22 protein-coding genes, 4 tRNA genes, 3 pseudogenes and 1 riboswitch are annotated in these 25,645 nt (G+C 46.5%); of the genes and pseudogenes, 13 read left to right on the top strand and 16 right to left on the bottom strand.

Annotation, left to right across the window (positions count from 1 at the left end; genetic code table 11):
- Window positions 1-13 precede the first annotated feature (13 nt).
- From A3GW_RS0100795 to A3GW_RS10570, 3 genes and pseudogenes are all read right to left on the bottom strand, one after another.
- A complete protein-coding gene (locus A3GW_RS0100795) occupies window positions 14-1,252 on the bottom strand; it encodes an aminopeptidase (RefSeq protein WP_018367413.1) in 1,239 nt (412 codons plus the stop codon).
- 197 nt (window positions 1,253-1,449) lie between these two features.
- Complete coding sequence (locus A3GW_RS0100790) at window positions 1,450-2,199, bottom strand: amino acid ABC transporter ATP-binding protein (protein WP_018367412.1); 750 nt, start codon at window positions 2,197-2,199, stop codon at window positions 1,450-1,452.
- Window positions 2,200-2,202: 3 nt separating this feature from the next.
- Window positions 2,203-3,570: pseudogene (locus tag A3GW_RS10570) on the bottom strand (amino acid ABC transporter substrate-binding protein/permease); the annotation flags it as partial.
- A 281-nt stretch (window positions 3,571-3,851) separates the two neighbouring features.
- Here A3GW_RS10570 and uvrB point away from each other — a divergent pair.
- The 3 genes from uvrB (at window position 3,852) to A3GW_RS10565 (ending at window position 6,742) form a co-directional block, all read left to right on the top strand.
- Entirely contained in the window at window positions 3,852-5,843 is a 1,992-nt protein-coding gene (gene uvrB / locus A3GW_RS0100780; RefSeq protein ID WP_018367410.1) for an excinuclease ABC subunit UvrB, read from the top strand.
- 22 nt (window positions 5,844-5,865) lie between these two features.
- Window positions 5,866-6,318 (top strand): NUDIX hydrolase, encoded by a 453-nt coding sequence (locus A3GW_RS0100775; protein ID WP_018367409.1) that lies wholly within the window; start codon window positions 5,866-5,868, stop codon window positions 6,316-6,318.
- A gap of 70 nt (window positions 6,319-6,388) precedes the next feature.
- The gene (locus A3GW_RS10565) at window positions 6,389-6,742 is read left to right on the top strand and encodes an HD domain-containing protein (RefSeq protein WP_018367408.1); all 354 of its coding nucleotides are present in this window, start codon (window positions 6,389-6,391) and stop codon (window positions 6,740-6,742) included.
- A 419-nt stretch (window positions 6,743-7,161) separates the two neighbouring features.
- On the opposite strand, the gene A3GW_RS0100765 is transcribed toward A3GW_RS10565, so the two are convergent.
- Window positions 7,162-7,932 (bottom strand): TraX family protein, encoded by a 771-nt coding sequence (locus A3GW_RS0100765; RefSeq protein ID WP_018367407.1) that lies wholly within the window; start codon window positions 7,930-7,932, stop codon window positions 7,162-7,164.
- Between the two features lie 33 nt (window positions 7,933-7,965).
- Window positions 7,966-8,394, bottom strand: a complete 429-nt coding sequence (locus A3GW_RS0100760; protein WP_018367406.1) for a GtrA family protein — start codon at window positions 8,392-8,394, stop codon at window positions 7,966-7,968.
- Between the two features lie 28 nt (window positions 8,395-8,422).
- Window positions 8,423-8,522, top strand: a riboswitch (PreQ1 riboswitch).
- Here A3GW_RS0100760 and A3GW_RS0100755 point away from each other — a divergent pair.
- Together A3GW_RS0100755 and A3GW_RS0100750 are read left to right on the top strand one after the other, a co-directional pair.
- Entirely contained in the window at window positions 8,520-9,029 is a 510-nt protein-coding gene (locus A3GW_RS0100755) for a QueT transporter family protein (RefSeq protein WP_018367405.1), read from the top strand. It overlaps the preceding riboswitch by 3 nt.
- A gap of 62 nt (window positions 9,030-9,091) precedes the next feature.
- Window positions 9,092-10,246: an MFS transporter gene (locus A3GW_RS0100750; RefSeq protein ID WP_018367404.1), complete on the top strand. Its 1,155-nt coding sequence runs from the start codon at window positions 9,092-9,094 to the stop codon at window positions 10,244-10,246.
- Window positions 10,247-10,374: 128 nt separating this feature from the next.
- On the opposite strand, the gene A3GW_RS0100745 is transcribed toward A3GW_RS0100750, so the two are convergent.
- From A3GW_RS0100745 to A3GW_RS0100735, 3 genes are all read right to left on the bottom strand, one after another.
- Window positions 10,375-10,617, bottom strand: coding sequence for a type B 50S ribosomal protein L31 (locus A3GW_RS0100745; RefSeq protein WP_018367403.1), 243 nt, complete (start codon window positions 10,615-10,617; stop codon window positions 10,375-10,377).
- 95 nt (window positions 10,618-10,712) lie between these two features.
- On the bottom strand, window positions 10,713-11,474 hold the full coding sequence (locus A3GW_RS0100740; protein ID WP_018367402.1) for a GNAT family N-acetyltransferase: 762 nt from the start codon (window positions 11,472-11,474) through the stop codon (window positions 10,713-10,715).
- A gap of 262 nt (window positions 11,475-11,736) precedes the next feature.
- Entirely contained in the window at window positions 11,737-12,669 is a 933-nt protein-coding gene (locus A3GW_RS0100735; protein ID WP_018367401.1) for a DHH family phosphoesterase, read from the bottom strand.
- A gap of 201 nt (window positions 12,670-12,870) precedes the next feature.
- On the opposite strand from A3GW_RS0100735, the gene A3GW_RS0100730 reads away from it, so the two are divergent.
- The 4 genes from A3GW_RS0100730 to A3GW_RS0100715 all read left to right on the top strand — a co-directional run bounded on the left by A3GW_RS0100730 (window position 12,871) and on the right by A3GW_RS0100715 (window position 17,772).
- A complete protein-coding gene (locus tag A3GW_RS0100730) occupies window positions 12,871-13,314 on the top strand; it encodes a flavodoxin (RefSeq protein ID WP_018367400.1) in 444 nt (147 codons plus the stop codon).
- A gap of 61 nt (window positions 13,315-13,375) precedes the next feature.
- The gene (locus A3GW_RS0100725; RefSeq protein WP_018367399.1) at window positions 13,376-13,750 is read left to right on the top strand and encodes a CrcB family protein; all 375 of its coding nucleotides are present in this window, start codon (window positions 13,376-13,378) and stop codon (window positions 13,748-13,750) included.
- A gap of 3 nt (window positions 13,751-13,753) precedes the next feature.
- The gene (locus tag A3GW_RS0100720) at window positions 13,754-14,083 is read left to right on the top strand and encodes a CrcB family protein (RefSeq protein ID WP_018367398.1); all 330 of its coding nucleotides are present in this window, start codon (window positions 13,754-13,756) and stop codon (window positions 14,081-14,083) included.
- Between the two features lie 218 nt (window positions 14,084-14,301).
- Window positions 14,302-17,772, top strand: coding sequence for a Spy0128 family protein (locus tag A3GW_RS0100715; RefSeq protein WP_018367397.1), 3,471 nt, complete (start codon window positions 14,302-14,304; stop codon window positions 17,770-17,772).
- A 271-nt stretch (window positions 17,773-18,043) separates the two neighbouring features.
- On the opposite strand, the pseudogene A3GW_RS12185 reads toward A3GW_RS0100715, so the two are convergent.
- Both A3GW_RS12185 and A3GW_RS12180 read right to left on the bottom strand, forming a co-directional pair.
- A pseudogene (locus A3GW_RS12185) lies at window positions 18,044-18,618 on the bottom strand (transposase); the annotation flags it as partial.
- Window positions 18,619-18,635: 17 nt separating this feature from the next.
- Window positions 18,636-19,290, bottom strand: a pseudogene (locus tag A3GW_RS12180) (IS30 family transposase); the annotation flags it as partial.
- 167 nt (window positions 19,291-19,457) lie between these two features.
- Here A3GW_RS12180 and A3GW_RS0100705 point away from each other — a divergent pair.
- The 4 genes from A3GW_RS0100705 (at window position 19,458) to A3GW_RS0100690 (ending at window position 19,787) form a co-directional block, all read left to right on the top strand.
- Window positions 19,458-19,529 (top strand) — tRNA-Gly (locus tag A3GW_RS0100705).
- Between the two features lie 13 nt (window positions 19,530-19,542).
- Window positions 19,543-19,626, top strand: a tRNA-Leu gene (locus tag A3GW_RS0100700).
- Window positions 19,627-19,635: 9 nt separating this feature from the next.
- Window positions 19,636-19,709 (top strand) — tRNA-Arg (locus A3GW_RS0100695).
- A gap of 4 nt (window positions 19,710-19,713) precedes the next feature.
- A tRNA-Pro gene (locus tag A3GW_RS0100690) sits at window positions 19,714-19,787 on the top strand.
- A 323-nt stretch (window positions 19,788-20,110) separates the two neighbouring features.
- On the opposite strand, the gene A3GW_RS0100685 is transcribed toward A3GW_RS0100690, so the two are convergent.
- The 6 genes from A3GW_RS0100685 to mvk are packed head-to-tail and all read right to left on the bottom strand — an operon-like array spanning window position 20,111 to window position 25,587.
- Window positions 20,111-21,289, bottom strand: coding sequence for an acetyl-CoA C-acetyltransferase (locus A3GW_RS0100685; RefSeq protein ID WP_018367396.1), 1,179 nt, complete (start codon window positions 21,287-21,289; stop codon window positions 20,111-20,113).
- A complete protein-coding gene (gene fni, locus A3GW_RS0100680) occupies window positions 21,286-22,293 on the bottom strand; it encodes a type 2 isopentenyl-diphosphate Delta-isomerase (RefSeq protein WP_018367395.1) in 1,008 nt (335 codons plus the stop codon). The genes A3GW_RS0100685 and fni overlap by 4 nt, the downstream gene beginning before the upstream one ends.
- On the bottom strand, window positions 22,286-22,825 hold the full coding sequence (locus A3GW_RS0100675) for a GNAT family N-acetyltransferase (RefSeq protein WP_018367394.1): 540 nt from the start codon (window positions 22,823-22,825) through the stop codon (window positions 22,286-22,288). Before A3GW_RS0100675 ends, fni begins: the two co-directional genes overlap by 8 nt.
- The gene (locus tag A3GW_RS0100670; RefSeq protein ID WP_018367393.1) at window positions 22,818-23,807 is read right to left on the bottom strand and encodes a phosphomevalonate kinase; all 990 of its coding nucleotides are present in this window, start codon (window positions 23,805-23,807) and stop codon (window positions 22,818-22,820) included. The genes A3GW_RS0100675 and A3GW_RS0100670 overlap by 8 nt, the downstream gene beginning before the upstream one ends.
- Entirely contained in the window at window positions 23,804-24,727 is a 924-nt protein-coding gene (gene mvaD, locus A3GW_RS0100665; RefSeq protein WP_018367392.1) for a diphosphomevalonate decarboxylase, read from the bottom strand. Before mvaD ends, A3GW_RS0100670 begins: the two co-directional genes overlap by 4 nt.
- Window positions 24,709-25,587, bottom strand: coding sequence for a mevalonate kinase (gene mvk / locus A3GW_RS0100660; protein ID WP_018367391.1), 879 nt, complete (start codon window positions 25,585-25,587; stop codon window positions 24,709-24,711). Before mvk ends, mvaD begins: the two co-directional genes overlap by 19 nt.
- Between the last annotated feature and the right edge of the window lie 58 nt (window positions 25,588-25,645).

The following is a 25,645-nucleotide window of genomic DNA, read 5'->3' as shown; positions in this document are numbered from 1 at the left end:
TTTTAATGATTGATTAGGCCCATTCTCCGCCACGGAAGATTGGAACACGAGTGCCGTCGGCCTTGATGCCGTCGATGTCCATGTGTTCAGAACCGATCATGAAATCCACGTGAGCGGTTGAGCGGTTGAGTCCAGCTTCCTTGAGTTGTTCAGGGGTCATTTCGGTGCCACCTTTGATAGAGAAGGCGTAGGCTTGACCGATGGCTAGGTGGTTTGAGGCATTCTCATCGTAGAGGGTGTTGAAGAAGGTCAGACCTGACAATGAAATTGGGGTCTTGTGTGGAACAAGTGCGACCTCACCGAGAGCTCTCGCACCGTCGTTTTCTTCAACCAAGCGTTTGAGGGTTTCTTCACCTTTTTCGGCCTTAACGTCAACGATTTGACCGTCTTTAAAAGTAAAGGTCATGCCTTCGATGACAACACCAGCGTAGCTGAGCGGTTTCGTTGAGGTCACAACGCCATCAGCTCGACGGTAGTCAGGGGCACAGAAGACTTCTTCAGTTGGCATGTTGGCGATGAATTTTTCACCTTGGGCATTGATAGAGCCTGCAGCTTGCCAGCTGTGGTCTTTTGGCATACCAAGGACAAGGTCAGTGCCAGGAGCAGTGTAGTGGAGGGCGTCAAACTGTTGCTCGTTGAGCCAAGCAGCGCGTTCTGTCAAGCGGGCTTCGTGCTCGTCCCAAGCCTTAACAGGGTCATCCTCGTAGATGCGGTTCATCTTGAAGAAGGCATCCCAGAGAGCATCAACCTGCTCTTCTTCGCTCGCTAGGTCTGGGAAGACCATAGCCGCCCATTCTGGGCTAGCAGCAGAAGCCAAGTTCCAGCTGATTTTGTTGGCTTGGCTGGCATTGCGCTGCTCTTCTAGGGCGATAGCCATAGCTTTCTGAGCGGTTTGGATACGGTCTGGGTTAACCCCACCGTAAGCGTTAGGGTCAGAGGATAGGATAACTAAGCGGCTAGCTTTTTTACTGAGCAAATAGCGAGAGCGTTCAACGATGTAGTCTGGTACATTTTCCAAACGCTCAATGTCAGCATGGAGCAGACGTTGGCGAGAAATTTTGTCATCAACGAAGTCTACAATAACTTCAGCAGCTCCCTTGGCGTAAGCTTCTTCGGTCAATAGGCGGGCGAAGGCAACATGCTCAGCAGCAATTGAGATGATGAGGGTATGCCCTTTTTGGACGTTAACGCCTTTAGCAATCAAGAGCTGGGCGTATTTTTTCAGGTTCTGGTCAAAATTTGGTAAAACCATAAGTGTCTCCTTTTCTTTTTATGACCTTTCTACTTTACCATATTTTCTGATTTTTCACAAGAATTGATGAAAAGAACATGTTAAACAAACAAAACATGCTGTAACAACTTTTACATGGTTGACACTATTGGTGCTTGCCTTGATTTTTGATTGGTAGTTGCAAAAAATTCCCCTCAACTCAGTGAAGGGAATCTACATTACACATTTAAGACCTTATCTAAGAAATCTTTGAGACGTGGGTGTTGTGGGTTGTCAAAGAGTTGCTCTGGGGAGCCATCTTCGAGGAATTGACCGCCGTCTGTAAAAATCACACGGTTGGCCACCTTTCTAGCAAAGCCCATCTCGTGAGTGACAATCAGCATGGTCATACCTTGGTCGGCCAAATCTTTCATAACATTGAGCACGTCGCCAACCATCTCAGGGTCAAGAGCAGAGGTTGGCTCGTCAAAGAGCATGATGTCTGGATTCATAGCCAGACTACGTGCAATGGCGACCCGTTGCTTTTGACCGCCTGACAGGCTGTCTGGGTAGGCATCTGCCTTGTCGGCCAATCCAACTTTTTCCAAAAGGTCGCGACCGACCTTATCAGCCTCGTTCTGGCTCAGCTTGCCTAATTCGACAGGGGCAAAGGTGATGTTTTCAATAACGGTCATGTGAGGGAAAAGGTTGAAGTGTTGAAAGACCATGCCTATGTTCTCCCTTGCCTTGTCTACATTAGTGGCTTTGTCGGAGAGGTCAAAGCCGTCCACAATCACCTTGCCGCTAGTAATAGTCTCAAGCAGGTTGAGGGTGCGTAGGAAGGTTGATTTGCCAGATCCTGACGGACCGATGATACAGACCACATCACCTTCGTAGAATTGGGCCGTGATGCCTTTTAGCACCTCGTTATCACCATAGGTTTTGTGCAAATCTTGCACATCAATTTTTAATTCTCTTGTTGTGGTCATGGCTTAGTTCCTTTCCAGTTTCTTGGCTAGTCTGGTCAGTAGGGTGATGATGACCAGATACATCACTGCTAGTATAGCATACATGCGGAAGGATTGGTAGTTTCTGGCGATGATGATCTTCCCTGTCTGGAAGAGTTCAACCATTCCGATGGCTGAGATGATGGTGGTGTCCTTGAGTGAGATGACAAACTGGTTGATAAAGTTTGGTAACATGAGCTTGACGGCCTGTGGGATAATGATTTTCCGCATGGTGGTTCCGTAGGAAATGCCTAGGCTGCGAGAAGCCTCCATCTGACCAACAGGTACGGCCTGAATGCCTCCGCGGACGATTTCGGCAATATAAGCTCCGCCATTGAGCGTTAGCGCAATAGTACCAGCCACAAAGTCGTTAATGGGACTCTGCTGACCGGTCAGGCTCTCAAGGAGATTAGGCATGCCCCAGAAGATAAAGGCGGCGACAATCATGAGAGGAATGCCTCGTACGACGTCGACGAAGATAGCTGAGAAGATGCGTAGCGCCTTGATAGGACTGACGGACATCATACCGACGATGATGCCGACCACAGTCGCTAAGGCAAAAGAGACCAAAGCCAGAGACAAGGTTGTCCAAAGCCCAGATAGGAGTTGCTTGTAATTGTTGCTAATCAATCCAGCGATGGTGGTCTCGTCAACAGTTGATGCGGTTGTGCTGGTTTCGCCCAAATATTTGGATATGATTTTGTCGTAGTCTCCGTTAGCTTTGAGGGCGGCTAGCCCATTGTTGAACATGGTGATGAGTTCGGGGTTGCTGCCTTTTTTGACCGCAAAACCATACTCACCTGATGGTTCGCCTGAGATTGGAGTAGCAAAGTTTCTGCCTTGGGTAATAGCATAGCGGAGAACCGCTTCATCGTCCATTAGAGCATCTAAAGCACCTGAGTTTAGGCTGTCATACATGGCTGAGGCTTCATCAAAAGCCTTGAGGGTATAGCCGTATGTTGTTTGATTTTCTTCTAAAAACTTGTAGGACGAGGTGCCATTTTTGGCGCCGACAATTTTACCAGTCAAGTCCTCGTAAGCAGCGATATTGCTTCCATTTTTTACCGCCAGCAAAATGTTTGAGGTGTAGTAAGGGTCGGAGAAATCAAAAATTTCTCGCCGGGCATCGGTGATGGACATGCCAGCGATGACGGCATCAGCCTGACCGGCTTGAACTGTATTGAGGGCGGCATCGAAACCTGGGTTGCTGATGCTAATCTTGAAGCCCTGTTGATCAGCGATAGCCTGAATCAGCTCCATGTCAATACCGACATAGTTGCCACTGTCATTCTGATACTCAAAAGGTGCAAATGATGAATCGCTGACGATGTGGTAATTTGATTTAATCGGTTTTGGGCTAGTGTCATCTGCAGCAACTAGTCCATCAGATAAAACCACAAGGAATGTCAGAAAAAGTGACATCATAAAAATTAAAAATCGCTTCAAAGTTAGCCTCCTTGGTTATATATAGGGCTATTATAACAAGATTTTTTCTGCCAGTCAATAAACAACTTTAATTGATGTTAGGTTTTTTTACATTATAAAAATTAGAGTCTCGACAGATTTGATTTCAAGTCAGTCAAATAGTTTTTGATGTGGTAAAATAGAATAAAAGAAGAAAAAGGAAAAGCATAATGATTGACCGTAAATCTGATTATCAATTTAAGCTCGTATCAAAGTATAGTCCCTCAGGTGACCAGCCGCAGGCTATTGAGCAGTTGGTGGACAATATTGAGGGGGGCGAGAAGGCCCAGATTCTCATGGGGGCGACGGGTACGGGGAAGACCTACACCATGAGTCAGGTCATCGCCCGTGTCAACAAACCGACCCTGGTCATCGCCCACAACAAAACTTTGGCTGGTCAGCTCTACGGCGAGTTCAAGGAATTTTTCCCTGATAATGCTGTGGAGTATTTCGTGTCCTACTATGATTACTACCAGCCTGAGGCTTATGTGCCGTCCAGCGATACCTACATCGAAAAAGATAGCTCGGTCAATGATGAAATCGACAAACTCCGTCACTCGGCGACCTCAGCTCTGCTGGAACGCAATGATGTCATTGTGGTGGCCTCGGTGTCCTGCATCTATGGTTTGGGGTCCCCCAAGGAATACTCGGACAGCGTGGTTAGCCTGCGTCCTGGTCAGGAGTTGTCTCGTGATGACTTGCTCAATGCGCTGGTGGATATTCAGTTTGAGCGCAACGATATCGACTTTCAGCGGGGGCGGTTCCGTGTGCGGGGCGATGTGGTGGAAGTCTTTCCAGCCAGCCGAGACGAGCATGCCTTTCGGGTCGAGTTTTTCGGTGATGAGATCGACCGTATCCGTGAAATCGAAAGCCTGACAGGGCGGGTGTTAGGTGAAGTTGACCACTTGGCTATCTTCCCAGCCACCCACTTCGTGACCAATGAAGACCACATGGAGCAGGCCATTGCCCAAATCCAAGCCGAGCTTGAAGAGCAGCTCCGCCATTTTGAACAAGAGGGTAAGCTCCTCGAAGCCCAGCGGCTCAAGCAGCGAACAGACTACGACATCGAGATGTTGCGGGAGATGGGCTATACCAATGGCGTGGAGAACTACTCTCGCCACATGGATGGGCGACAAGAGGGCGAGCCGCCTTATACACTTCTGGACTTTTTCCCAGAGGATTTCCTCATTATGATCGATGAGAGCCACATGACCATGGGGCAGATCAAGGGCATGTACAACGGCGACCGCAGCCGCAAGCAGATGCTGGTCGACTATGGCTTCCGCCTGCCATCGGCTTTGGACAACCGACCGCTTCGCCGTGAGGAATTTGAGAGCCACGTCCATCAGATTGTCTATGTGTCGGCGACCCCTGGTGACTATGAGATGGAGCAGACCGAGACCGTGGTCGAGCAGATTATCCGACCGACAGGGCTGCTGGATCCCGAGGTGGAGGTGCGTCCGACCATGGGGCAGATGGATGATTTGCTGGGTGAAATCAATAGCAGAGCAGAAAAAGGGGAGCGGGTCTTTGTCACCACACTGACCAAGAAAATGGCAGAAGACCTGACCGACTACCTCAAGGAAATGGGCGTCAAGGTCAAGTACATGCACAGCGACATCAAGACCTTGGAGCGGACGGAGATTATCCGTGACCTGCGACTGGGTGTCTTTGATGTGCTGATTGGAATTAACCTGCTGCGTGAGGGGATTGATGTGCCAGAGGTGTCTCTGGTCGCTATCCTCGATGCGGATAAGGAAGGCTTCCTGCGCAATGAGCGAGGCCTCATCCAGACCATCGGACGGGCGGCACGGAACGCTGAAGGTCATGTCATCATGTACGCGGATAAGGTGACCGAGTCCATGCAACGAGCCATGGATGAAACCGCCCGACGTCGTCAACTCCAGATGGCATATAACGAGAAGCACGGCATTGTCCCACAAACCATCAAAAAAGAAATCCGCGACCTCATCGCCATCACCAAGTCTGCTAAGGGTGAGGTGGCAGAAGAGACCTTGGACTACTCGGCTATGAATAAGACCGAACGGACAGCCGCCATCAAAAAACTGGAAAAAGAAATGCAGGCCGCCGCAGAACTCCTCGATTTCGAACTCGCCGCCCAAATCAGGGATATGGTCTTGGAGCTGAAAGCGATGGGGTGATCAAGGAGAATAGATACAAAGTATGGAATATTTCAAACAAATCCGTCAAAAGATTGGTCATGATTTGCTTATGCTAGTTGGATCGAATGTGATTTTGGAAAATGATAAGGGTGAGCTATTATTGCAACAACGCTTATCAGGACAGTGGGGGTTACCAGGTGGTCTGTTAGATATAGGAGAAACTTTAGAAGAGGCGGCTATTCGCGAAGTGAAGGAAGAGACCGGATTAGAGATTTCAGAGTTAGAACTGCTTCACACTTTTTCTGGTCCCGATTATCATTTTACACTGCCCAATCAAGATGAAATCTACGTTATAACTGCTGTTTACAAAGCAATCGCCTATTCGGGCCAGTTGACGCTAGATAGAACAGAAAGTTTGAATGTACGTTTTTTTGCCTATGATGCCTTACCTGAAGCTATTGAAAAAGAGTATCAGGTTTATATTGATTATTATCTTGGTCAGAAAGGACTTTGAATTGCAGGTGGTGTTTTTCTGAAATCTGACGTCTAAGCAGTAGTTGGATGGTTTGTTTTCAAAGATAAACATGTCGAACACAAACATGGTTTTGAAGCAACTGAGCTATGAGAGCGAATTGCAGTCTGTTAAAAATAGTCTAGAGCTATTACCGATACATCAGGCGGAAAATTTATTTAACTTATGGCTGGAATTTGAACGAGGGACTTCTCCTGAGGCAAGATACGCCAGATGTTTGGATGCTCTAGCGCCTTTGATGAATCATCTATGGGTTGCTGAAGACAACGATAACCCATCTCAGCTGAGTAGAACCCAAGTCTTATCTAAAAAAGCTTTTATTGAAAAAGAGAGTCCTGAACTTTGGCAAATGACCTTGGAACTGTTAGATAGCAGTGTCAAAAAAGGCTTATATCTAGCAGACTAAGAAAAAAGACAAAAAGACATCAATTTTGAAAGGTGATGTCTTTTTAGCTAGCAGGAAAAGCTTGTCAGATGCTTTCTAAAGATGAACAGATAAAAGAGAGTGGGACAAAAATCGGTTATTCGTCGGAATTCGATAAGTCGTCCCACCTCCGCATAGCTCAAACAGTCAGGGAAGTGACTGTTTGAGGTTGGAAATTTGGGAAAGACATTTCCCTCAGTAGGCCTGTGAAAGCTGATAAAATCAGCCAATTAGAGCCCACTCAGCCACTGCACCTTGCTTGAAAATTAAAAATCACTTGAGAAGGTTAGGACTTTTGTTCCAGCCTCGTTTGGTGAGGGTGTGTGTTTTAATACACAGAAAATCTCTTAAGAGAAGTATGAGCAAATTGAGCTGGGGAATTTCCTTCTATATTCATGCGCTTAGAAAACATAAAATGCGAGGATTCCCAATATAAGCATGTGGATAGGGTAGAAGAGATACTGGGCTATCTGGGTAGGTTTAGATTTGTAGCCAGCTCTGCCATTGTACAGCCAGATAAAGGCAAGTGCCAAAGGAGCATAGAGTTGAGGCGACAAGAATGAGAAGCCAAAGTGTTGAAAGAGCAGGGGGAGGTTTTCCCAGCCGTTGGCACCAATGTAGGAGAGGTTGGCAAGTCCTAGATTGACCAAGAGGAGGGTGAACAGTTGACCGAGGCGGTGTGACCATGTGGTGCCTCGGAATAAGTAGTATCCGAGAACAGTTATTACACCAAGACCGCGGTAATCGGTATCGAGAAATTGGGCGAGGTTGTAAGCGATAGCAGTGATCAGGATACCGCTAGCTAATGCGCCCCATTTTGGCAAGATTTGACGGCTTTGGTCAACCAGCCAGATGGTTATCAGGCTGATAACAAATGTCCAGATAACATTCTGAAAGGGGGTATAGCCCCAGATGCCCTGTAACATGAGATGAAAGGGGAAATCGGAGATGACCGCGAGGGCAGATAATCTTAAAAGATACTGGCGGAAATCTTTGGTGTAGCTGTAGCCTTCTACGATTAAAAAAGCAAAGATGGGAAAGGCTAATCGTCCGATGTAGCGGAGCCACAGAAATTGTGGGAAAAAGACCGCACCTGTGTGGTCAATAAGCATGATTATCATAGCGATGAGGCGCAAGGAAAAAGCGGAGAATCCTTTGAAGGTGTGTGGCATGGTTACTCCTTTCGAGAAGAGTGACGGATTAGATTATTTTTTATTGGTAAAAATGAGGAGTTTGCTAATGAAATAATTGCCAACCACAATCAGGAATTGGGCGATGACGCTCTCAATTTTATTGACCATGGCGAGGTCATGATGAACAAACTGACCAATCAGTTGCGGGTATTTATCAATGAAAAGATAGGCCAATATCACATCGAGTGCAAGAGTGCCAAGTCGTGCCAGGAAAAATTTAACAAAACGTGCTTGCCAGCCCTGCTTATTTTGCCGAAAAACAAAGGTATCGTTGACTAAAAAGGCAAAGATAATAGCAGTCATGTTAGCAATAACCGCTGAGTGCAAAGCCGTTTGTTTTAGAAATTCAAATAAAGCAAAGCGGACGCTGAGGTAGACAAGGGTGGTCAAGACACCAAAGAAGAGGTAGCTAAAAATCTCGTTATTAAATAATTTTTTCATACTCAGACTATACCAAAAAAACTAAAAATATGCTACAATAAAAACGTTCGTTTACGGACCCTCGGTGCTTATTTCCCTTTCGCCGAGCATATTAGACGCGGGAAAGCCGCTAAAGGAGAAAAGAAATGAAAAAATTGACAGTTACTGACTACACGCACATGGCTATTGTCGCTGCTATTTATGTTGTGTTGACCATTACACCACCGTTTAATGCCATCAGCTACGGTCCGTACCAGTTTCGGATATCAGAGATGATGAACTTCTTGGCATTTTTCCATCGGAAATACATCATCGCTGTTACTGCGGGTGTTGTTATTGCCAACTTGTTTACTTATGGCTTGATTGATGTGGTTGTGGGGGGCTTATCGACCTTAGTTTTCGTTGCTCTGGGAGTTATGCTGTTCAAAAAATACCAGAATGAGCGCGTTTTGGGTGGACTCTTTAATAAGGCATTTTTCTATTTTTCCTTATTTTTTGCAGCTAGCATGTTTACCATTGCAGCAGAATTGGCTATTATTGCTGGAGCTCCCTTTTTCTTGACTTGGGTGACAACAGGTTTGGGAGAATTGGCTTCGCTTTTAATTGGGTCATTGCTGATTGAGCGTTTAAGCCAGCGATTTGATTTGACCAAGTAGTCGATTTGGTAGTGAAGGATATCTTACCAGCCGGTAGATGTCCGTTTTATTTTGGAGGTTTTATGAAACGTTTGATTGAAAAAATGAGCATCCTATCCTTGTCGGTAATGCTGGTGTCAACCTTTGCAGTGTCGCCTGCTTTACCTGCCATGATTGCTTTTTTTGAGCCGTTAGGGATTTCTGGTGCTCAGGTTGAGTTTTTGATTACCGTGACGTCCTTAGCCATCATGGTTTCTCTGCTGGTTAATCCTTACCTAGAGGGCTATCTGCCTGAGCCGGTCATGATTAGTTTGGGATTGGTACTGATAGCTTGCGGTGGTAGTCTACCTTTGGTGACAACGTCTTACGTGCTGATTTTCTTAGGACGGTTGATTCTTGGAACCGGTCTTGGGTTTATCAATGCGCGAGCCATCAATATTATCAGTAGTCACTATGATGGTCAGGAACGTTTGCAAATGCTCGGCTTTCGAGGTGCAGCAGAAGTGCTCGGCTCAGCTAGTTTGACTGCATTGGTCGGGCTTTTCTTGCCTTTAGGCTGGACAGCCAGTTTTGCCATTTATCTGGTTGCCTTTCTTATTTTGGGGCTGTATCTGGCTTTTGTGCCAAAAACACAGCCCGGTCAGCGCCATCAAGATAGTGACGCAGATGTTCATTTGCCTAAATCACAGTGGCGACAAGCCATCTTTTTAGGTCTTATAGCGGGTTTTGTTATTCATATCAATACCATGCTGACCCTGAAAATTCCATTACTTGTTGAAGGACTTGGTCTAGGGACAGCAGCCCAGTCGAGCAGAATCATCAGTGCTATGATGCTGATGGGAATTTTGGCAGGGTTCTCGTTTAGCTTTCTGGTCCAACGATTAGGTCGCCAGTTGCTGGGTTTGTCAGTTCTTCTTTTTGCTGGATTAGTGTTGTTGGTTAGTTTGGGAAGTAGTCTTTTAGTGCTTGGAACGGGCGCCATCTTGTCTGGTTTTTGTTACAGCACTGTTCTCACTATCGTGTTCAATCAAGCCTCGGAAGGTGTTTCAGCTCGTCTATTGAATAAAAAGATGACGGTTGTTTTGGTAGGCTGTAATCTTGGTGGAGCAAGTTCGTCGATTTTGCCAGCTTTTTTGGAACAAATTTTCCCAAATACTCAAACGATTGTGCTCATTTATGCTGTACTGTGCTTACTCGCCGGTGTTTATCTACTAGCTCGTCCCTTGAAGCACTCTTAACTAGTCAGGTGGCTGGATGTCTAGCCACTTTTTTAGTGCGCCTAAATGGTTGCCGCACATAAAAAGCCTCTTCCGATATTCTCGGAAAAGGCTTGTTCTCAGTGATTTCCACTGAGAAATAGGGGTTCTTATTTGAGACCGTATTTTTTGTTGAAACGATCCACACGTCCATCTGCTTGAGTGAACTTTTGACGTCCAGTGTAGAATGGGTGTGAGTCAGATGAAATTTCCACACGAATCAGTGGGTAAGTTTCGCCTTCGAACTCAACAGTTTCTTTAGATGGCTTCGTTGAACCACTAAGGAATTGGTAACCAGTTGTTGTGTCAAGGAAAACAACTGGACGGTAGTCTGGATGAATGTCTTTTCTCATCGTAAAAAAATCCTTTCTGCCATAGCCCTTTGTGAGCCATAGTTATTAACCATTACATTTTACCAAAAATAGCAGAGCTTGGCAAGAACTTTATCTTAAATTTCCCAAGAAATCTCATAAGCTTGATAAGGGTAATTTAAGCCATAGCCCAGCTTTTCAGCTAATTGGCGAGAAATGAGCGTATGGGCGTCCCATGACGGAGAGAGACCTTGCTCTAAGCATCTCAGGATGAGACGTGCAGCAACCACCGTTGCTAGTCCCTTTAAGCGATGGTCTGGATGGGTGCTGATGTCGATTTCGATAGCGTCGTCTACTCGAGCATAAGAGGAAGCTCCTGCTACGACAGCGTCACCAAACCAGATGACCACGCCTAATCCATCTTTGGCATAAGCAGTTGCTGTCGGAAAGTTTCCGACCAAGTCACGCGACCACGGTTCTCTTAAACACTGGTCATAAGCCAAATCATTGAGATACTCTAAACGATAGCCATCAGGTAGGCCATCTGCCAAAATTCTTAACCTAGCTTGATCAAACAGATTCGCAATCATGGCATATCGGGTAAAGCCGTGTGCTTTCTCTCCGTAATGATGTTCAATCAGGTTTGCCCATGCATCAGTAGTCGGTACTAGAATGATGTCTTGACCATGACAGTGTTCAACCAGATCGAGCAGTGGCTCTCCTGCCAAAAATCCAAAGGCACCAAATTGCCCGATTCGTGCCAAAACAGATTGGGGATTGTCTGACTGGTCACCCCAGACATCACCCATCTGACCAGTTAAGCAAGCAGTTAGAAGCACTTGTTCCCACCCGTTAAACAAGTGAGCAGTGCTTTCAGGTTTCTCCAAACGTTTAATCATCTTGTTTTCTCCGTATTGAGGACGGTAGTTGTTCAGCCATGAGACAAGCAGTGCCAGGTACTGTAGAGTGAACTTGGTCACCGCTTATTTCGCACTTTTTAGACTGGGAAAACTGTGCTTTGTCCTGTTCATCGTTTTATAGAATAGTTCGTTTTCATTAACTAAGGATAAAAGTCCTAGTGGTGTAGGCAACAGGCTAACATCAACGAAACCACCTTGGCTGAGTAACCCATGTTAATCTGTCGATAAATAACTGCAACGATTAACGGAGGTCTTTTAATTTTGCCCAGATGGCAGCGATTTCCTCTGGTGAATAGGCTTTGGCACCGCTGGCTAGGGGATGTCCACCACCGTGGTGTTCCTTGGCGATGCCATTGATGGTCAGGGTTTTACTGCGAAGGTTGACCCGATAGCTACCATCTGCTTGTTCCGTACAAATCATCCAGCGGTCGACACTGTCAATTTTTCCTGGTAGTCCAACAACGAGGCTGACTTCCTCAGGTCTGATGTCAAAGCCTTGCAAAATTTTTGAAGACAGTACAATGCGAGCCGCTCCGCTATGGTCCACCTGTAGGTGCTCCAGAATGTAGCCCATCAGGCGAGCGAGCTTGGGCGAGAGGGTGTCCAGTTGTCGAGTGATGAGGGCAGCATCAATGCCGGTGTCAAGCAAATAGCTAGCGATACGGAAGGTCTTTGAGCTGGTGGCTGGGTAGAGAAAACGCCCAGTATCGCCGACAATACCTGCATAGAGCAGGCGAGCGATTTTAGTGGTCATCGTCCATCCTAGTTCAATAGCCATCTCAGCAATCATCTCGCTACAAGAGGAAGCTATCGTATCAACCCAAACGATCTCTCCATAAGGTTCATCGTTGGGGTGATGGTCGATTTTAATCAGGCAATCGCCATTGTTATAGCGCTCATCATCAATTCTCGCTTTATTGGCGGTATCCGTCACGATAACCAGGCTGCCAGTATAATCCTTATCTGAGACGCTATCCATTGCTGCTAACCAAGATAAGGTTGGCTCCTCATAGCCTGTGGTTAACACACGTTTATCTGGAAAGTTATGGCGGATAAGTTCTGCCAGCCCAACCTGAGACCCGATAGCATCAGGGTCTGGCTTTTGGTGGCGGTGGATGATGATGGTATCATAAGCTTGAATCGCTTGTAAGATTGAAAGGAAAGGAGCAGTCATCGTTATCTCTTTTCTATGCTAGTTTGCCTTAGCATAGCATAAAAGTCTTTTTTTTTCAAACGTTGATGGTTCTTGATAATAGCCACATGGCTGAGGACACTGATTAGGACTTGTTTATTTTTCACTACTATGTAAAAAGACGTTTTGGGCTAGCCTAGAGACCCCTGATGTGGTATAATAAGGTCAAAATAGGAGGACATTATGGCTTTAGCTAAGATTGTTTACGCTAGCATGACTGGTAACACTGAAGAAATTGCCGATATCGTGGCTGACAAGTTGACCCAGTTAGGACATACCGTTGAACTTGAGGAATGCACCAGCGTAGATGCCAGTGATTTTGAGGAGGCAGATATTGCGATTGTTGCCACCTATACCTATGGCGATGGTGATTTACCTGACGAAATCGTAGACTTTTACGAAGATTTACAAGAACTGGACCTGACAGGGAAAATTTATGGTGTTGTCGGTTCTGGTGATACCTTTTATGATTTTTTCTGCAAGGCTGTTGACGACTTTGAGGCCGCGTTTGAAAAAAGTGGCGCAACAAAAGGTGCAGCATCTGTTAAAGTTGATTTAGCAGCTGAGGATGATGACATCAAAGCCCTTGAGAATTTTGCAGAGCAGCTGGTCTCTAAGCTGGTTTAAATAATGTTGAACATATCAGTAAGGCATGGATAAAATCCTGCCTTATTTGTTAGGAGGAGTAATGGTAGAACAGGTGAAAAAAGTAAGCCTTATCTTCTTCTTTGCAGGATTAGGTGGGCTTTTACGCCAGTTGGTAGTCCTGCAATTCGGAGATATTGGGCTGCTGGGCTGTAATTATGGAGCTGTTTATGGCCTGGTTTATTCGACACATCACCTCTTTCACTCCAAAAGTATTAGTCCGTCGCTAAAAGTAGGATTAAGTGTGGGCTTTTTTGGAGGATTGAGCACTATTGCGCCGATTTTTATGGCCTTGGCCACTGCTCTTGAGCAAGGCGATTGGTGGCGACTAATTGGCTTGATGGTTTGCCATATTCTTGGCGGTTATTTAGTGGCTTTATTGGCAAATAGCCGAGCTCTAAAGAGAGAGGAGGGATAGTAGATGATGATAGTGATGATACTCTGCGGTTGTGGGGCTCTCTTGCGCTATGCACTCAGACCGCTCAACGCTTACTGTCAGTTACCACTAGGAACGCTAAGCGCTAATCTTCTAGTGGCAGTTACGATTGGGTACCTTTCGCAGTCGACGATGTTCAGTCCAAACTTGCAGTCGTGGTTAATCTTTTTCTTAGGTGGTTTGGGTACTTACTCGACTTTCAACTTGGAGCTGCTTGATCGCAGAACAAAGCCAAGAGAATGGTCTGTTTACCTTATTCTAACTTATGTCCTTGGAGTAGGAGGAGTCGTCCTAGGTCGCTACTTAGCGATTTAATCTATTTTGAAATGAGAATGTTGCTTTTTGTTTAGTTGTTTTGAGATTTAAAAAAAAGCAAAAAAAGCACATAAATACTTGATTTTTCGGGGGGGGGGGGTTATAATAACAGTGTCTGTATTAATCATTTGACACTCAATATAGTAACCTAAAGTTTAAGCGCTTTCAGATTATGGTATCGGTTTCAAATAATTTAGGACATAGAAAGGAAACAGATTATGAAACATAATCACTTTTTGCAGAGGATAATGCTAGCATTTGCCTCTGTGATATTCTTGTTTGGTAGTTTATTTATAACGAGTCAAACAGTAGAAGCTAAAGAGTTGACAAATGTCACTTTTAAAACAAAGCTTCAAAATGAAGCTCGTGAAGAAATCAATCTCCAAGCTTTGCGTGTGAATGGTGTCTATGAATTCTTTACTGAATTTGATTTGACTGCCTATGATAATAATTTAGCAAACGGTGATTACTTCACCTTTGACTTACCTGAGCCATTTGATGTTATCGGAAAAACGGAAGAGTTTTTCTTTGACGGTATCGCTGTTGCTGACGTTGCGATTACATCAAATGGTACAGATAAAGGTGGACAGGTTAAATTGACGTTGAAAAACCTTGACGAATGGATGAAGAAAAAACAATACACTTCTGTCCAAGGGGTTAAAGGAAATTTTTCGGGTAAGTTTACTTTTAACAGTGAAACGGAAAGAACGGTTCCTCTCCAAGGGTTTGATGCAACGAATATGGTCAGCATAAAAGTCCTCCCCGCTATTCCAAAGCAGGAATACGACGGCACGGTCTTCAATTACCGCAAGATGGCAGGTCTGACAGCAAAGAAAGATTGGACCTCGGAAGCACTGGGACGTTCTGGGAATTCTGTTCATTATTGGTACCTCCGTATCAATGAGAATGGTAAATCTTATAATTCATTTGTTTTGACAGACACTCTCCAATCAGATGGTTTTCAATTTATTCCGGAATCTTTTAGAGTTTATCAAGTACCTAAGGGGCGCTGGACGGCATCAGGTATTGATATAAAAAATACAAAAGAGCTATCAAAAGGTGAAATTGCAGATTTAGTAAAATTTAATGATAGCTACACCAGCTTTACAGTAAACTTTGGTAAGCTCGATGGAGAAGGATACTATTTCTTATACGATACAACAACCACTAATGACGGAACTATCCTGACAAATGGTGTTCAAGCGACAGAAGAGGGGCTTCTAGTAAAACCGTTTACTAACCGTGAGAATGAAACAGCTTCACAGAGTCGTGAAAGTACGGTTCAAGGGACAATTACGATGAAAGGTCGTGTGGATGAGGTTACGATTTATAAACGTGATGGGATTACTCACCGTGGCTTGAATGGTGTAACCTTTGAGATTGTTGATAAGGCAACTAATGAAGTTTTGCATTCTGGGACAACTGCTAAAAATGATGCGACAGGCAACAACGGCTACTTGCGATTTGGTGGCTTAACGGTCGGTCATACCTATATTATCCGAGAAACAGCTACACTTCCTGGCTATGATATGTCAAAAGAGCCATTTGAGTTTACCATTGAACCCAATGCAAAAGAAGGTATTACGAAATATTGGGATAACTATCGTACACCAGTTTCTGCAACAATCACAGCTCGGAAAACGTTAGAAAATCGCGATTTAGCTAACGAGGAGTTTACATTTGAGCTTGTTGATGCAGCTGGTAAAGTTGTCTCAACTGCTAAAAATGATGCTAGTGGCCTTGTGACGTTTGAACAACAAACGTTCAAAAAAGAAGGGTCATTTGTTTACAAAGTTCGTGAGAAGTCAGGGGAGGCTTCTGATATTACTTACGATAAGACAGAGAAAACAGCAACTGTTAAAGTAATTGCAACTGACAAGGGACTCGTTGCTGAAGTGGAGTACGAGGGCAGCCAACCACTGACCTTTAAGAATATCTACAATAAACCAGCACCTGCAAGGATAGTTGTAAAAGCTCATAAGTCTTTAGACGGTAAAGCCTTGGTTGCCAATCAGTTTTCATTTACGTTAACAGATAAAGCGACCAATAGGGTTTACTCTGCTCAAAATGCTGCTGATGGTTCAGTAAGCTTTGAAGAGCTTACCTTTGACAAAGAAGGCAAATTTGAGTTTGAACTTGCTGAAGTTAAAGGNNACCTTCCAGGTATTGTTTATGACGAAACTAAAGTAGCAGTTACTATTGAAGTGACCAAAGAAGGCAATCAGCTAAAAGCTCAGGTTACCACACCAAATGAGCCAGACGAAAATGCGGCTGTCTATACGTTCAAGAACAAATACCAAGCTAAATCAACGACTGCACAACTTAGTGTGACTAAAGTATTGACTGGACGTGAGTTGAAGGCAGATGAGTTCTCCTTTACCCTCACCAATGCTGATGGTGAAGACCTTGAGACGGTAAAAAATACTGATACAGGTGTGGTTGCCTTCTCTACCTTAACTTATGTTACTCCAGGTGAATTTACTTACACGATTAAGGAAAATAAAGGTGAAGTTGCTGGTGTAACCTATGATGAAAAGACAATCGAGGCCACAGTAAAAGTGGTTGATGATGGTCAAGGTCAATTAAAAGTTGAACAGATTACTTATAAGAACNNCGATAATACCTTCAACAACAGCTACACNNCANCACCAGCNAAAGCAACTATTCAAGTAGCGAAGTCATTGACCGGACGTGAGTTGATGGCAGACGAGTTCTCCTTTACGCTGACAGATGAGTCTGGTAAAGAGATTGAGACCGTAACCAATGATGGTGATGGAAATGTTACCTTTGGAGAGTTGACTTTTGACAAGGTNGGCAAGTACACCTATAAGGTAAAAGAAGTTAAAGGTACTGATTCAGAAATTACTTATGACTCTAAAGAACTTACGATTACCATTACTGTAACAGATAATGGTCAAGGTCAGCTGGTAGCGGTGGTTGATTACCCTGCTGAAAAACAGTTTGTCAATGAATATGTGACAACGACCACGACGACCACTACGGCAAGCACAACTTCAAGTACCACTGAGTCTACAACGACTACGACAGAAAGTACAACTCCAAGCACGACCGAGTCTACAACGACCACGACGGAGAGTACAACTGCAAGTACCACTGAGTCTACAACGACTACGACAGAAAGTACAACTCCAAGTACCACCGAGTCTACAACGACCACTACGGAGAGTACAACTGCAAGTACCACCGAGTCTACAACGACCACGACGGAGAGCACAACTCCAAGCACGACCGAGTCTACAACGACCACGACGGAAAGTACAACTCCAAGCATGACCGAGTCTACAACGACCACGACGGAAAGTACAACTCCAAGCACGACCGAGTCTACAACGACCACGACGGAAAGTACAACTCCAAGCACGACCGAGTCTACAACGACTACGACGGAAAGTACAACTCCAAGCACGACCGAGTCTACAACGACCACGACGGAGAGCACAACTCCAAGTACCACTGAGTCTACAACGACCACTACGGAGGGTACAACCATGACCACTGTATCAACATCAGGAGGAGTGACAACAACTAATGTTACCCCTAAAGGTGGTTCTTCTCGTCGTCGAGTGGCTCTACCTAGCACAGGAGAAGCAAATGGTATTTTGTTCATTGTTCTTGGTACGATAGTTCTAGCAGCAGTAGGCTATGGGCTTAAACGTCATCGTCGCTAGATGATAGCCTGAGTTTCTTTGTCCTGTATTAGCTGATGAAGAACCATAGACTGCTGAGTCTAGGCAACAGTCTGCCTGACTCAAACAAAAAAGCAACGGCATCAAATCCGTTGCTTTTTGTAGATCTTTGTCAACTGTAGTGGGCTGACCAATCTAACATTGAGAGAAGACCACTATGGGAGCCCACTGAAAAAGTTAACATTCTACAATCTGGTTAAACGAAAAAAGAGGAAGTGATTTCATCATTGAGTAGCTTTCTCTTTTCTTTTTACTATTTTTGATTCATTAGAGCTATAATCCTCTTCATATTAACTACAAATATGGTTGTAGCGGCTTGTAACGCCATGTGAAAAGGCCTGTGATGCCTTAGCCACATCAAGACCGTGTCTGTTTTTAAGTTCTGCGTTTTTGGCTTCTATCTTGTAGCGATGCTTAGCCTTTTCTTTGAAATAAGGCGCTTCTTGAAACCTCTTCTGAAAAAGATGGTCATCGTTTTATAGGTTATCGAGTAGGTTTTAGACTTAGCTCCTTCTCTATAACAGCCCACTTTTGAAGGGTAGGTTTGACAGGGGTTAATATCAAAATAGTGGGTTTCCTGAGGATTAGATGTTCCCGCCTGTCGCCCTGTTTTTGCCTTCCTTATGGCCATATGCTCTCAGGACAAACAAAGAAGTCTGCATCCTTGTTATAGAAAAACTCATCTTCCTTCTGATGGAAGTCTTTTGAAACAGCTGGATGTAGCTTAGCGACTTAGTACACTTTTGCTTTCTTGGCAAATTGACTATTATCCTTCCCAGAGTAGGCCTTATCCCCAAAAATTACTTTAATAGTAACACCATTATTCTGAAAAGGGAACAGTTTTAAAGGCTTCTTTTGGGAAATAAGGTCAGGAGTTGTTCGGTGGCTGAAAACATGGATTTAGCTGTTCTATCTGGCATCTTGAAAGCCAGGTAAAAGCGCGTTTTCCTCTCCACAAAGGTCGCTAAACAGCCTTTACTTTTGCCTCGGGAGGACACTACTGTATCTATCTCCCAGTGACCGAAAGTCTGGCGATTCTTAACCCCTTTAGGGCGTTTGGAAATTGGTGTCCCAATCATGAATTTCCCACGTGTTTCCTGGGTTGTCGGCTTTTTCCTTTGCGACGTAAGACGCTTAAATCTAGGTGAATCAAGCCAGCATAGAGCCAGTTGTAGATGGTCTTAAAAGTGACCATTGACTTTTCTTCCAGCCGATAATGACCATAAATCTGTTCAGGAGACCAAGAGGCGGTCAAGCCCTGCTCAATCTCCGCTTTCAACTCAGGCGTCAAGCAAGATTTTCTCCCCTTTTGCTTAGCCTTTTGGTCGTACTGGGCCTGTGCTGAATTTGCGGAATAATCGCCTTGACACCGTTTCATCTCTCTTGAAATGGTGGACCTATGAACACCTAGTTTTTTCGCAATTTGACAAGGATTCAACCCTAATTCCAAGTAAGTCTCTATCTTTAGTCGCTCTTTTATGGTTCATGGGAGTAGCTCATAGGTTTCCTCGTGTTCTGTTGGTGTGCTTACTTACAGTTTACACGACAGAAACACTATGAGTTTTTTTGTTGCACTATATTTTACAATTTTATCAAAAAAATATTGACAACTCATTTCCTATGTGTTAAACTATAATAGTTGGTGAAACATCTAAAAATTATGTTAGGCGAACGTAGTTCAGTGGTAGAACACCACCTTGCCAAGGTGGGGGTCGCGGGTTCGAATCCCGTCGTTCGCTTTCTTTGTATGAGGCTGGGGTGGCGGAACTGGCAGACGCACAGGACTTAAAATCCTGCGGGGGCAACCCCGTACCGGTTCGATTCCGGTCCTCAGCATTTTGATAAGCACCCTTAGCTCAATTGGATAGAGTACCTGACTACGAATCAGGCGGTTAGAGGTTCGACTCCTCTAGGGTGCATTTTCGGGAAGTAGCTCAGCTTGGTAGAGTGCTTGGTTTGGGACCAAGATGTCGCAGGTTCGAATCCTGTCTTCCCGATGAAGAAGTTTGTAAATGCTAGGCGATTGTCTAGTTTTTTTCATATTTTTAATACCTTGACAAGTAACGGTGACAAGATAGAGTGGCTATCCTCTAATTATACTTACCTAAGACAAGACTTCTTGCTCAGTAGTGGTTTAACTGGTTACATGTCATCATCTGCTGAATAGATGCACTCCTCTGTCACATACTCTTCATTCAATCAATGTCAATCGTCTGACATTTAGCAATGCTTAATAGAGCTCAAAAAGTAGAAAAAAACTCATCAAACGGGATACTAATAGAATCGCTTGATGAGTTTTTAATTTTATTAGTGGTTTTGCTTATCGCTCAACTAGAAGCGCTGTTCCCATGCCACCGCCGATACAAAGGGTGGCAAGCCCACGTTTGGCATCACGTTTCTCCATCTCATGCAAAAGGGTGACCAGTACCCGTGCACCAGATGCCCCGATAGGGTGACCAAGGGCGATGGCACCGCCGTTGACATTGACAATGTCTGGGTTGATGCCAAGTGCTTGGTTGACCGCGCAGGCTTGGGCGGCAAAGGCTTCATTGCCCTCTACCAAGTCTAAATCGGCTACTGTCCAGCCTGCCTTGTCCAAGACTTTTTGGCTGGCAACAATGGGACCACAGCCCATGATTTTGGGCTCCAGCCCAGCATTGGCATAGGCGGCAATACTGGCTAGGATAGGCAAGCTCAGCTCCTCTGCCTTGTCACGACTCATAACAACGACAACAGCCGCTCCATCGTTGATTCCAGAAGCATTGCCGGCTGTAACCGTACCGTCGGGTTTGTAGGCTGGACGGAGCTGGCTCAGTCTCTCCATAGTGAGGTTAGCACGTGGGTGCTCATCCTGATCAAAAATTATCGGTTCACCACGACGTTGAGGGATAGTGAGGGGAACAATTTCATCCTTGAAACGACCAGCTGCAATGGCAGCCAGCGCCTTCTCCTGAGAGCGGAGCGCAAAAGCGTCCTGAGTCTCGCGGCTAATCTGGTATTGGTCTGCTACGTTTTCTGCGGTGATGCCCATATGGGTTTGGTCAAAGGCATCGGTCAGACCGTCCTTGAGCAAGGTATCAACCATCTGGATATGCCCCAGACGGCTTCCCCACCGCTGATTGGGGAGGATGTGAGGCGCTTGGCTCATGCTTTCTGTACCGCCAGCGATAACGATGTCAGCATCTCCCAGACGAACCGCCTGAGCCGCCAGCTGCACGGCCTTTAGACCTGAACCGCAAACCTTATTGATGGTCATAGCAGAGCTGGTCACTGGCAAACCTGCCTTCAGAGCGACTTGTCTGGCGACATTTTGTCCCAGACCAGCCCCCAGAACATTGCCCAAAATCACTTCGTCAACGGTTTCAGGTGCTAGACCAATCTTGTCCAAGGCACCTTTGACCACGGCGACGCCTAGATCAACAGCTGACAAGTCCTTGAGGCTACCGCCAAAACTACCGATGGCCGTCCGAACGGCAGCAACGATGACTGCTTCTTTCATCTTTTCTCTCTTTTCTGATAAGTATTCTTCAAACGACCGTGGCAGATGTAGTCAACGGTCTTGAGGTCAGCGACAGTTGGACAATTCAGCGCGCACATAATCAGGCGTAAATCATCCTTCCAACCCTCGACGATTGCGATGACCTCTTCAAGCGGCTGGGTCTCAATCAGCTCCAAGACGGTTCGAGATAGACCGACCGCCTTAGCTCCCAAGACCAGGCACTTGACCATATCCAGCGGATGTCTGACCCCACCAGATGCCAAAATCTCCACCTCATCGGTCAAATCTTGCAGATTGAGCAGGGTCTGCACCGTACTCTGCCCCCAGTCGTCCAGATAGGCACGATGCCCACCACGCTGGTTCTCAATATAGGCAAAACTTGTCCCCCCACGGCCTGAAATGTCGAAGGTCTTGACGCCCATATCCCTAGCGCGCAGCACCGTTTGTCGATCCATGCCAAAACCGACCTCCTTAAGGACGACAGGCACCGGTAGCTTCTGAACAACAGCCGCTAGGTTGCTCGGCCATTGGGCGAAAGCCCGCTCCCCCTCAGGCATAAGCAGCTCTTGCATCAGGTTGACATGCACCTGAAGAAAGAGGGGCTCAACCGCCTCGACAGCTTGATGCGCCAAGGCGTAGGGCTTGTCGATGCCGATGTTGGTGGCCAATAGCAGAGCTGGATGGATACTTTTGGTCGGAAAACTGTCGTCGCTAGGGTTTTTAAGGGCAGCGCTGTAAGAGCCCGTCACCAAAAGAAGCCCACAGCGCTCCGCCAACTCTGCGAGTTTCAGGTTGATCGCCTTAGCCCGCTCACTCCCTCCAGTCATGGCGTTGATGTAAAAGGGAACTTCCCAGTTGCGCCCAGCGAACTGGGTCGTCAGGTCAATGTCTGCCAAGTCGACATCAGGCAGGGAGCAGTGAATCAGTTCCAGCTCATCAAAGCTGTTATAGGGCGACTGATAAGCTAGCGCATGCCTGATGTGATCATCTTTACGATTACTCATGGGGTACCTCAATCCAAAAACGTTTTGTACGACTGCCATCATCAGGGTCCTGATAGGTGCTCTCATACTGCCCACCACAGGCCAAAATGGTCTTTTCAGACCCCAGATTGGCCTCATCACAGGTGACCAAGACGCGGTCAAGCCCTAGCTGACCAGCCTCAAGCAGAGCCAGTCGCAACTGCTCCTTGGCGTAACCTTGTCGTCGTTCCTCTGGGTGAATCGAATAGCCAATATGCCCAGCAAAGTTAACCAGAAAAGACTGGTCTAGAGAGTGTCTGATATTGCAAATGCCGACCATTTTCTGGTCTGATTGACGGAGGCATAAAAAGGTGGACGAAGGGACACGGCCTTGCTCAACACCTGCTGGGCTTGTGATGGCAGCGACGTACTGTAACCATTCTGTTAGGTCTGACAGGTTTTCCAGTCGTGCCCCACCGTAGAGGTGTTCTCCCGATTGGGCAAAAGCCGCCCGATAAGTCAAAATCTGCTCACCATAAGCTGCCGATGGTACCACTAATGTCAACTCACTCATCAAACCTCTCCTTATAAATCAACTGAATGCCCTGCTCTTCCCAGCGGTCAATCAGGGTCTGGCTGTCCGTCTCATCAAACACAAGGGCAATCCCACAATCACCACCCCCTGCTCCGCTGGACTTAGCAACGGCGGACAAACCAGTTGTCGCTTGACACAAACGCTCAAGAGCTGGCGTCACAATGGCTGGGTGCAAAGCGCTCAGGAGTTGACCCGCTTGAGCAAGTAGGGTCATCACCCCTATCTTATCCCCTGCTGTCAGTGCCTGATAAAGACCGTCAACTGTCGATCGACTAGCTGCTAAGAAGTCAGGCGTGATGGCGGATTTGACCTGATTGACCAAGTCGCTAGAAATGGCAGGTTGACCTGTCCAACCGACCAGAAAGTCCACTGTTAACGCTAAATTCATCGGTTTGATGACATAGCCCCAGTCGGCTGATAACACCTCTGCCAAAGGCTGATGGGTCAGCCAGTCTGCAACCTGCTGGCGGTCAAAGGACTGGTAATAAACCCAGTCCCCATAGGCGATACAGGCCAAGTCGCCCAGCGACCCATTGTCTCCACGCTTGAGCAGGACAGCTGCTGCCAAACGGAAGAGCTGATCTGCTGACAAGTCTAAGGCATAGAGCTCTGCCATGGCCCGCAGGGCTAAGAGCACCACCGCCCCAGAAGACCCGATACCGAGCTTGCGACCATCACGCGCCATCTGGCTGGTAATGGTCAGGGCAAAGGGGTGCAAAGGCTGCCCCAGATAAGCCTCAAACAGCGCAATGGTCTCCTGAATCAGGGCGTAGTTGCTATCAGGGGTCAAATCCACCCCATAATCAAAAAGGTCAGACCGTAAGGCAAACGCCTCCGCCCAGTCGATGGTTGCCGTCATGCCAATAGGAATAGGCGCCAGCAAGGCTGGTTGACCCGCCGTCAACACGGCATACTCCCCCGCCAAATAGAGTTTCCCGCAGGTGTGAACTGTTCGTGTCATAGGCACTTGGTCCTCGAGACAATCACCCGATAGTCCTCAGCGAAAATCGCCGCTAAATCCTCCAAATCCTCCTCGCGGCAGAGAACCTTGACATTTGGTCCAGCATCCATGGTGAAATAGCAGAGCCAGCCTTGTTGACGCAATTCTAGCACCCGCTCCATGGCGATGTAACTGTCTTCGGTCAGGTAGGAGAAGGCAGGAGTAGCCATCCGTGTGGTGGCATGCATGGCCAGAGCATTTCGCTCCGTCAATTCACCGACCTTCTCAAAATCATTAGCTTCTAGGTACTGTAGCATGGCAGTATAGTCGTCTTCAGACTGTTTGACCCAGTCCGCCCAGTTGGTCGAGGTCTCCACACAGCGCTTCATGCCTTCACGGCTGGATATTGGTTTTTTTTGGTCGTTCAAAACCAGCATAATCATTCCCAGTGTCAAGTCCGTCTGCACGCGGAAAATCTCCCCAGTGTCCTTGTCCCAAGCCGCCAAAGGACCAAAGAAGGACCTAGCTGACGAGCCTGAAGCAAACTTAGCCACCTGAGCTAATTCTGACTGACTGAGCCCTGTCTCAAAAAAGTCAGCCGCTGTTTTAACCAAGGCCGACAGACCAGACGAACTCGACGACAAACCTGCTGCTGTCGGCATGTTATTGTGGGTATCAATCCGCACAAAAACTGACTTGTCCTTGCGGAACAAGTCCAAGACCTGACTCATCTTGCTTTGCTCAGCCTCATCTTGTAAGACGCCGTCGATATAAAAGGCGTCTCGGTCTGACACCGACAGGGTCGTCTCGGTAAACATATTTTCCAAGGTCAGGGAAATGCTGCTGGTCGCCGGTCGCATGCTTGCTGCGTCCGCCTTTCCCCAGTACTTGACGATAGCGATATTGGCGTAAGACCGCACGCTTACAGGTTCTCTATCCACGTGTTGACAGCTCCTTTTTCTCTTAGGTTTTGGGCAATGGCTTGCGCAGCCTTATAGGTATCGGTCAGGGCAATGACACAGCCCCCGAGACCGCCACCGCTCATCTTGGCACCAAAGGCACCCGCAGACAAGGCAGCCTCGACCAGCTGATCCGCTTCTGGACAGGAAACGCCTAAGGCAGCCAGTTTGCGGTGAGCTTGGGTCATCAATTTCCCCAGACTAGGCAAGTGCCTTTCAGGCAGACGCTCTAAAAAGCTTTGAGCCAGACCACCAAGGTATGATAGCATGGGCAGGGCAGCCTCACCTTGTTTGGCTACCTGTTGAACTGCCTGACTGGTATTGCCATAAACACCCGTATCCGCAATAATCAAATGGGCTTTTAGACTAACTGGACAGGGAGAAAAGCCCTGACCACGTTGGTAACAAATAGGCATATCGCTCAAGCAAGTCTTAGCATCCAGCCCAGATGGGTTACCGTGAGCCACCTGCTCTGCCTTGTTGACCAAATCCTCCAGTAGTTCATCTGATAAGGGTTGATTATAGTAGTCAAAAACCGCTCGAATGACCGCAATCGCCACCGCTGCTGATGACCCCATGCCACGTTGCTCTGGGATGGCTGAATTGACCGCATAAGCAATGCGAGGCTCTGCGATGTCTAAAACCGTCAATGCCACTGACAGTGCTGTATCAATCGGATCCAGCGGGTCGATGACTACGGGCAGATCACAAGCGGTGATCTGACAAACAGCTGTTACCCGAGGCAAGGGCAGGGCAAGAGCGGGATAGCCATAGACCACTGCATGCTCACCCATCATAATAATCTTACTGTGGGCAAGACCCACACCGACTGTTTTTTTCATCTCTTCTATTTTAGTATAAAATGCCTGAAAATGCGATTATTTTTTGCTGGGTAGACTA

Source organism: Streptococcus entericus DSM 14446, assembly GCF_000380025.1.
Taxonomy (GTDB): Bacteria; Bacillota; Bacilli; order Lactobacillales; family Streptococcaceae; genus Streptococcus; species Streptococcus entericus.
Note: the sequence above shows the minus strand (reverse complement) of the source record. Positions and strands in the feature narration are given on the sequence as shown.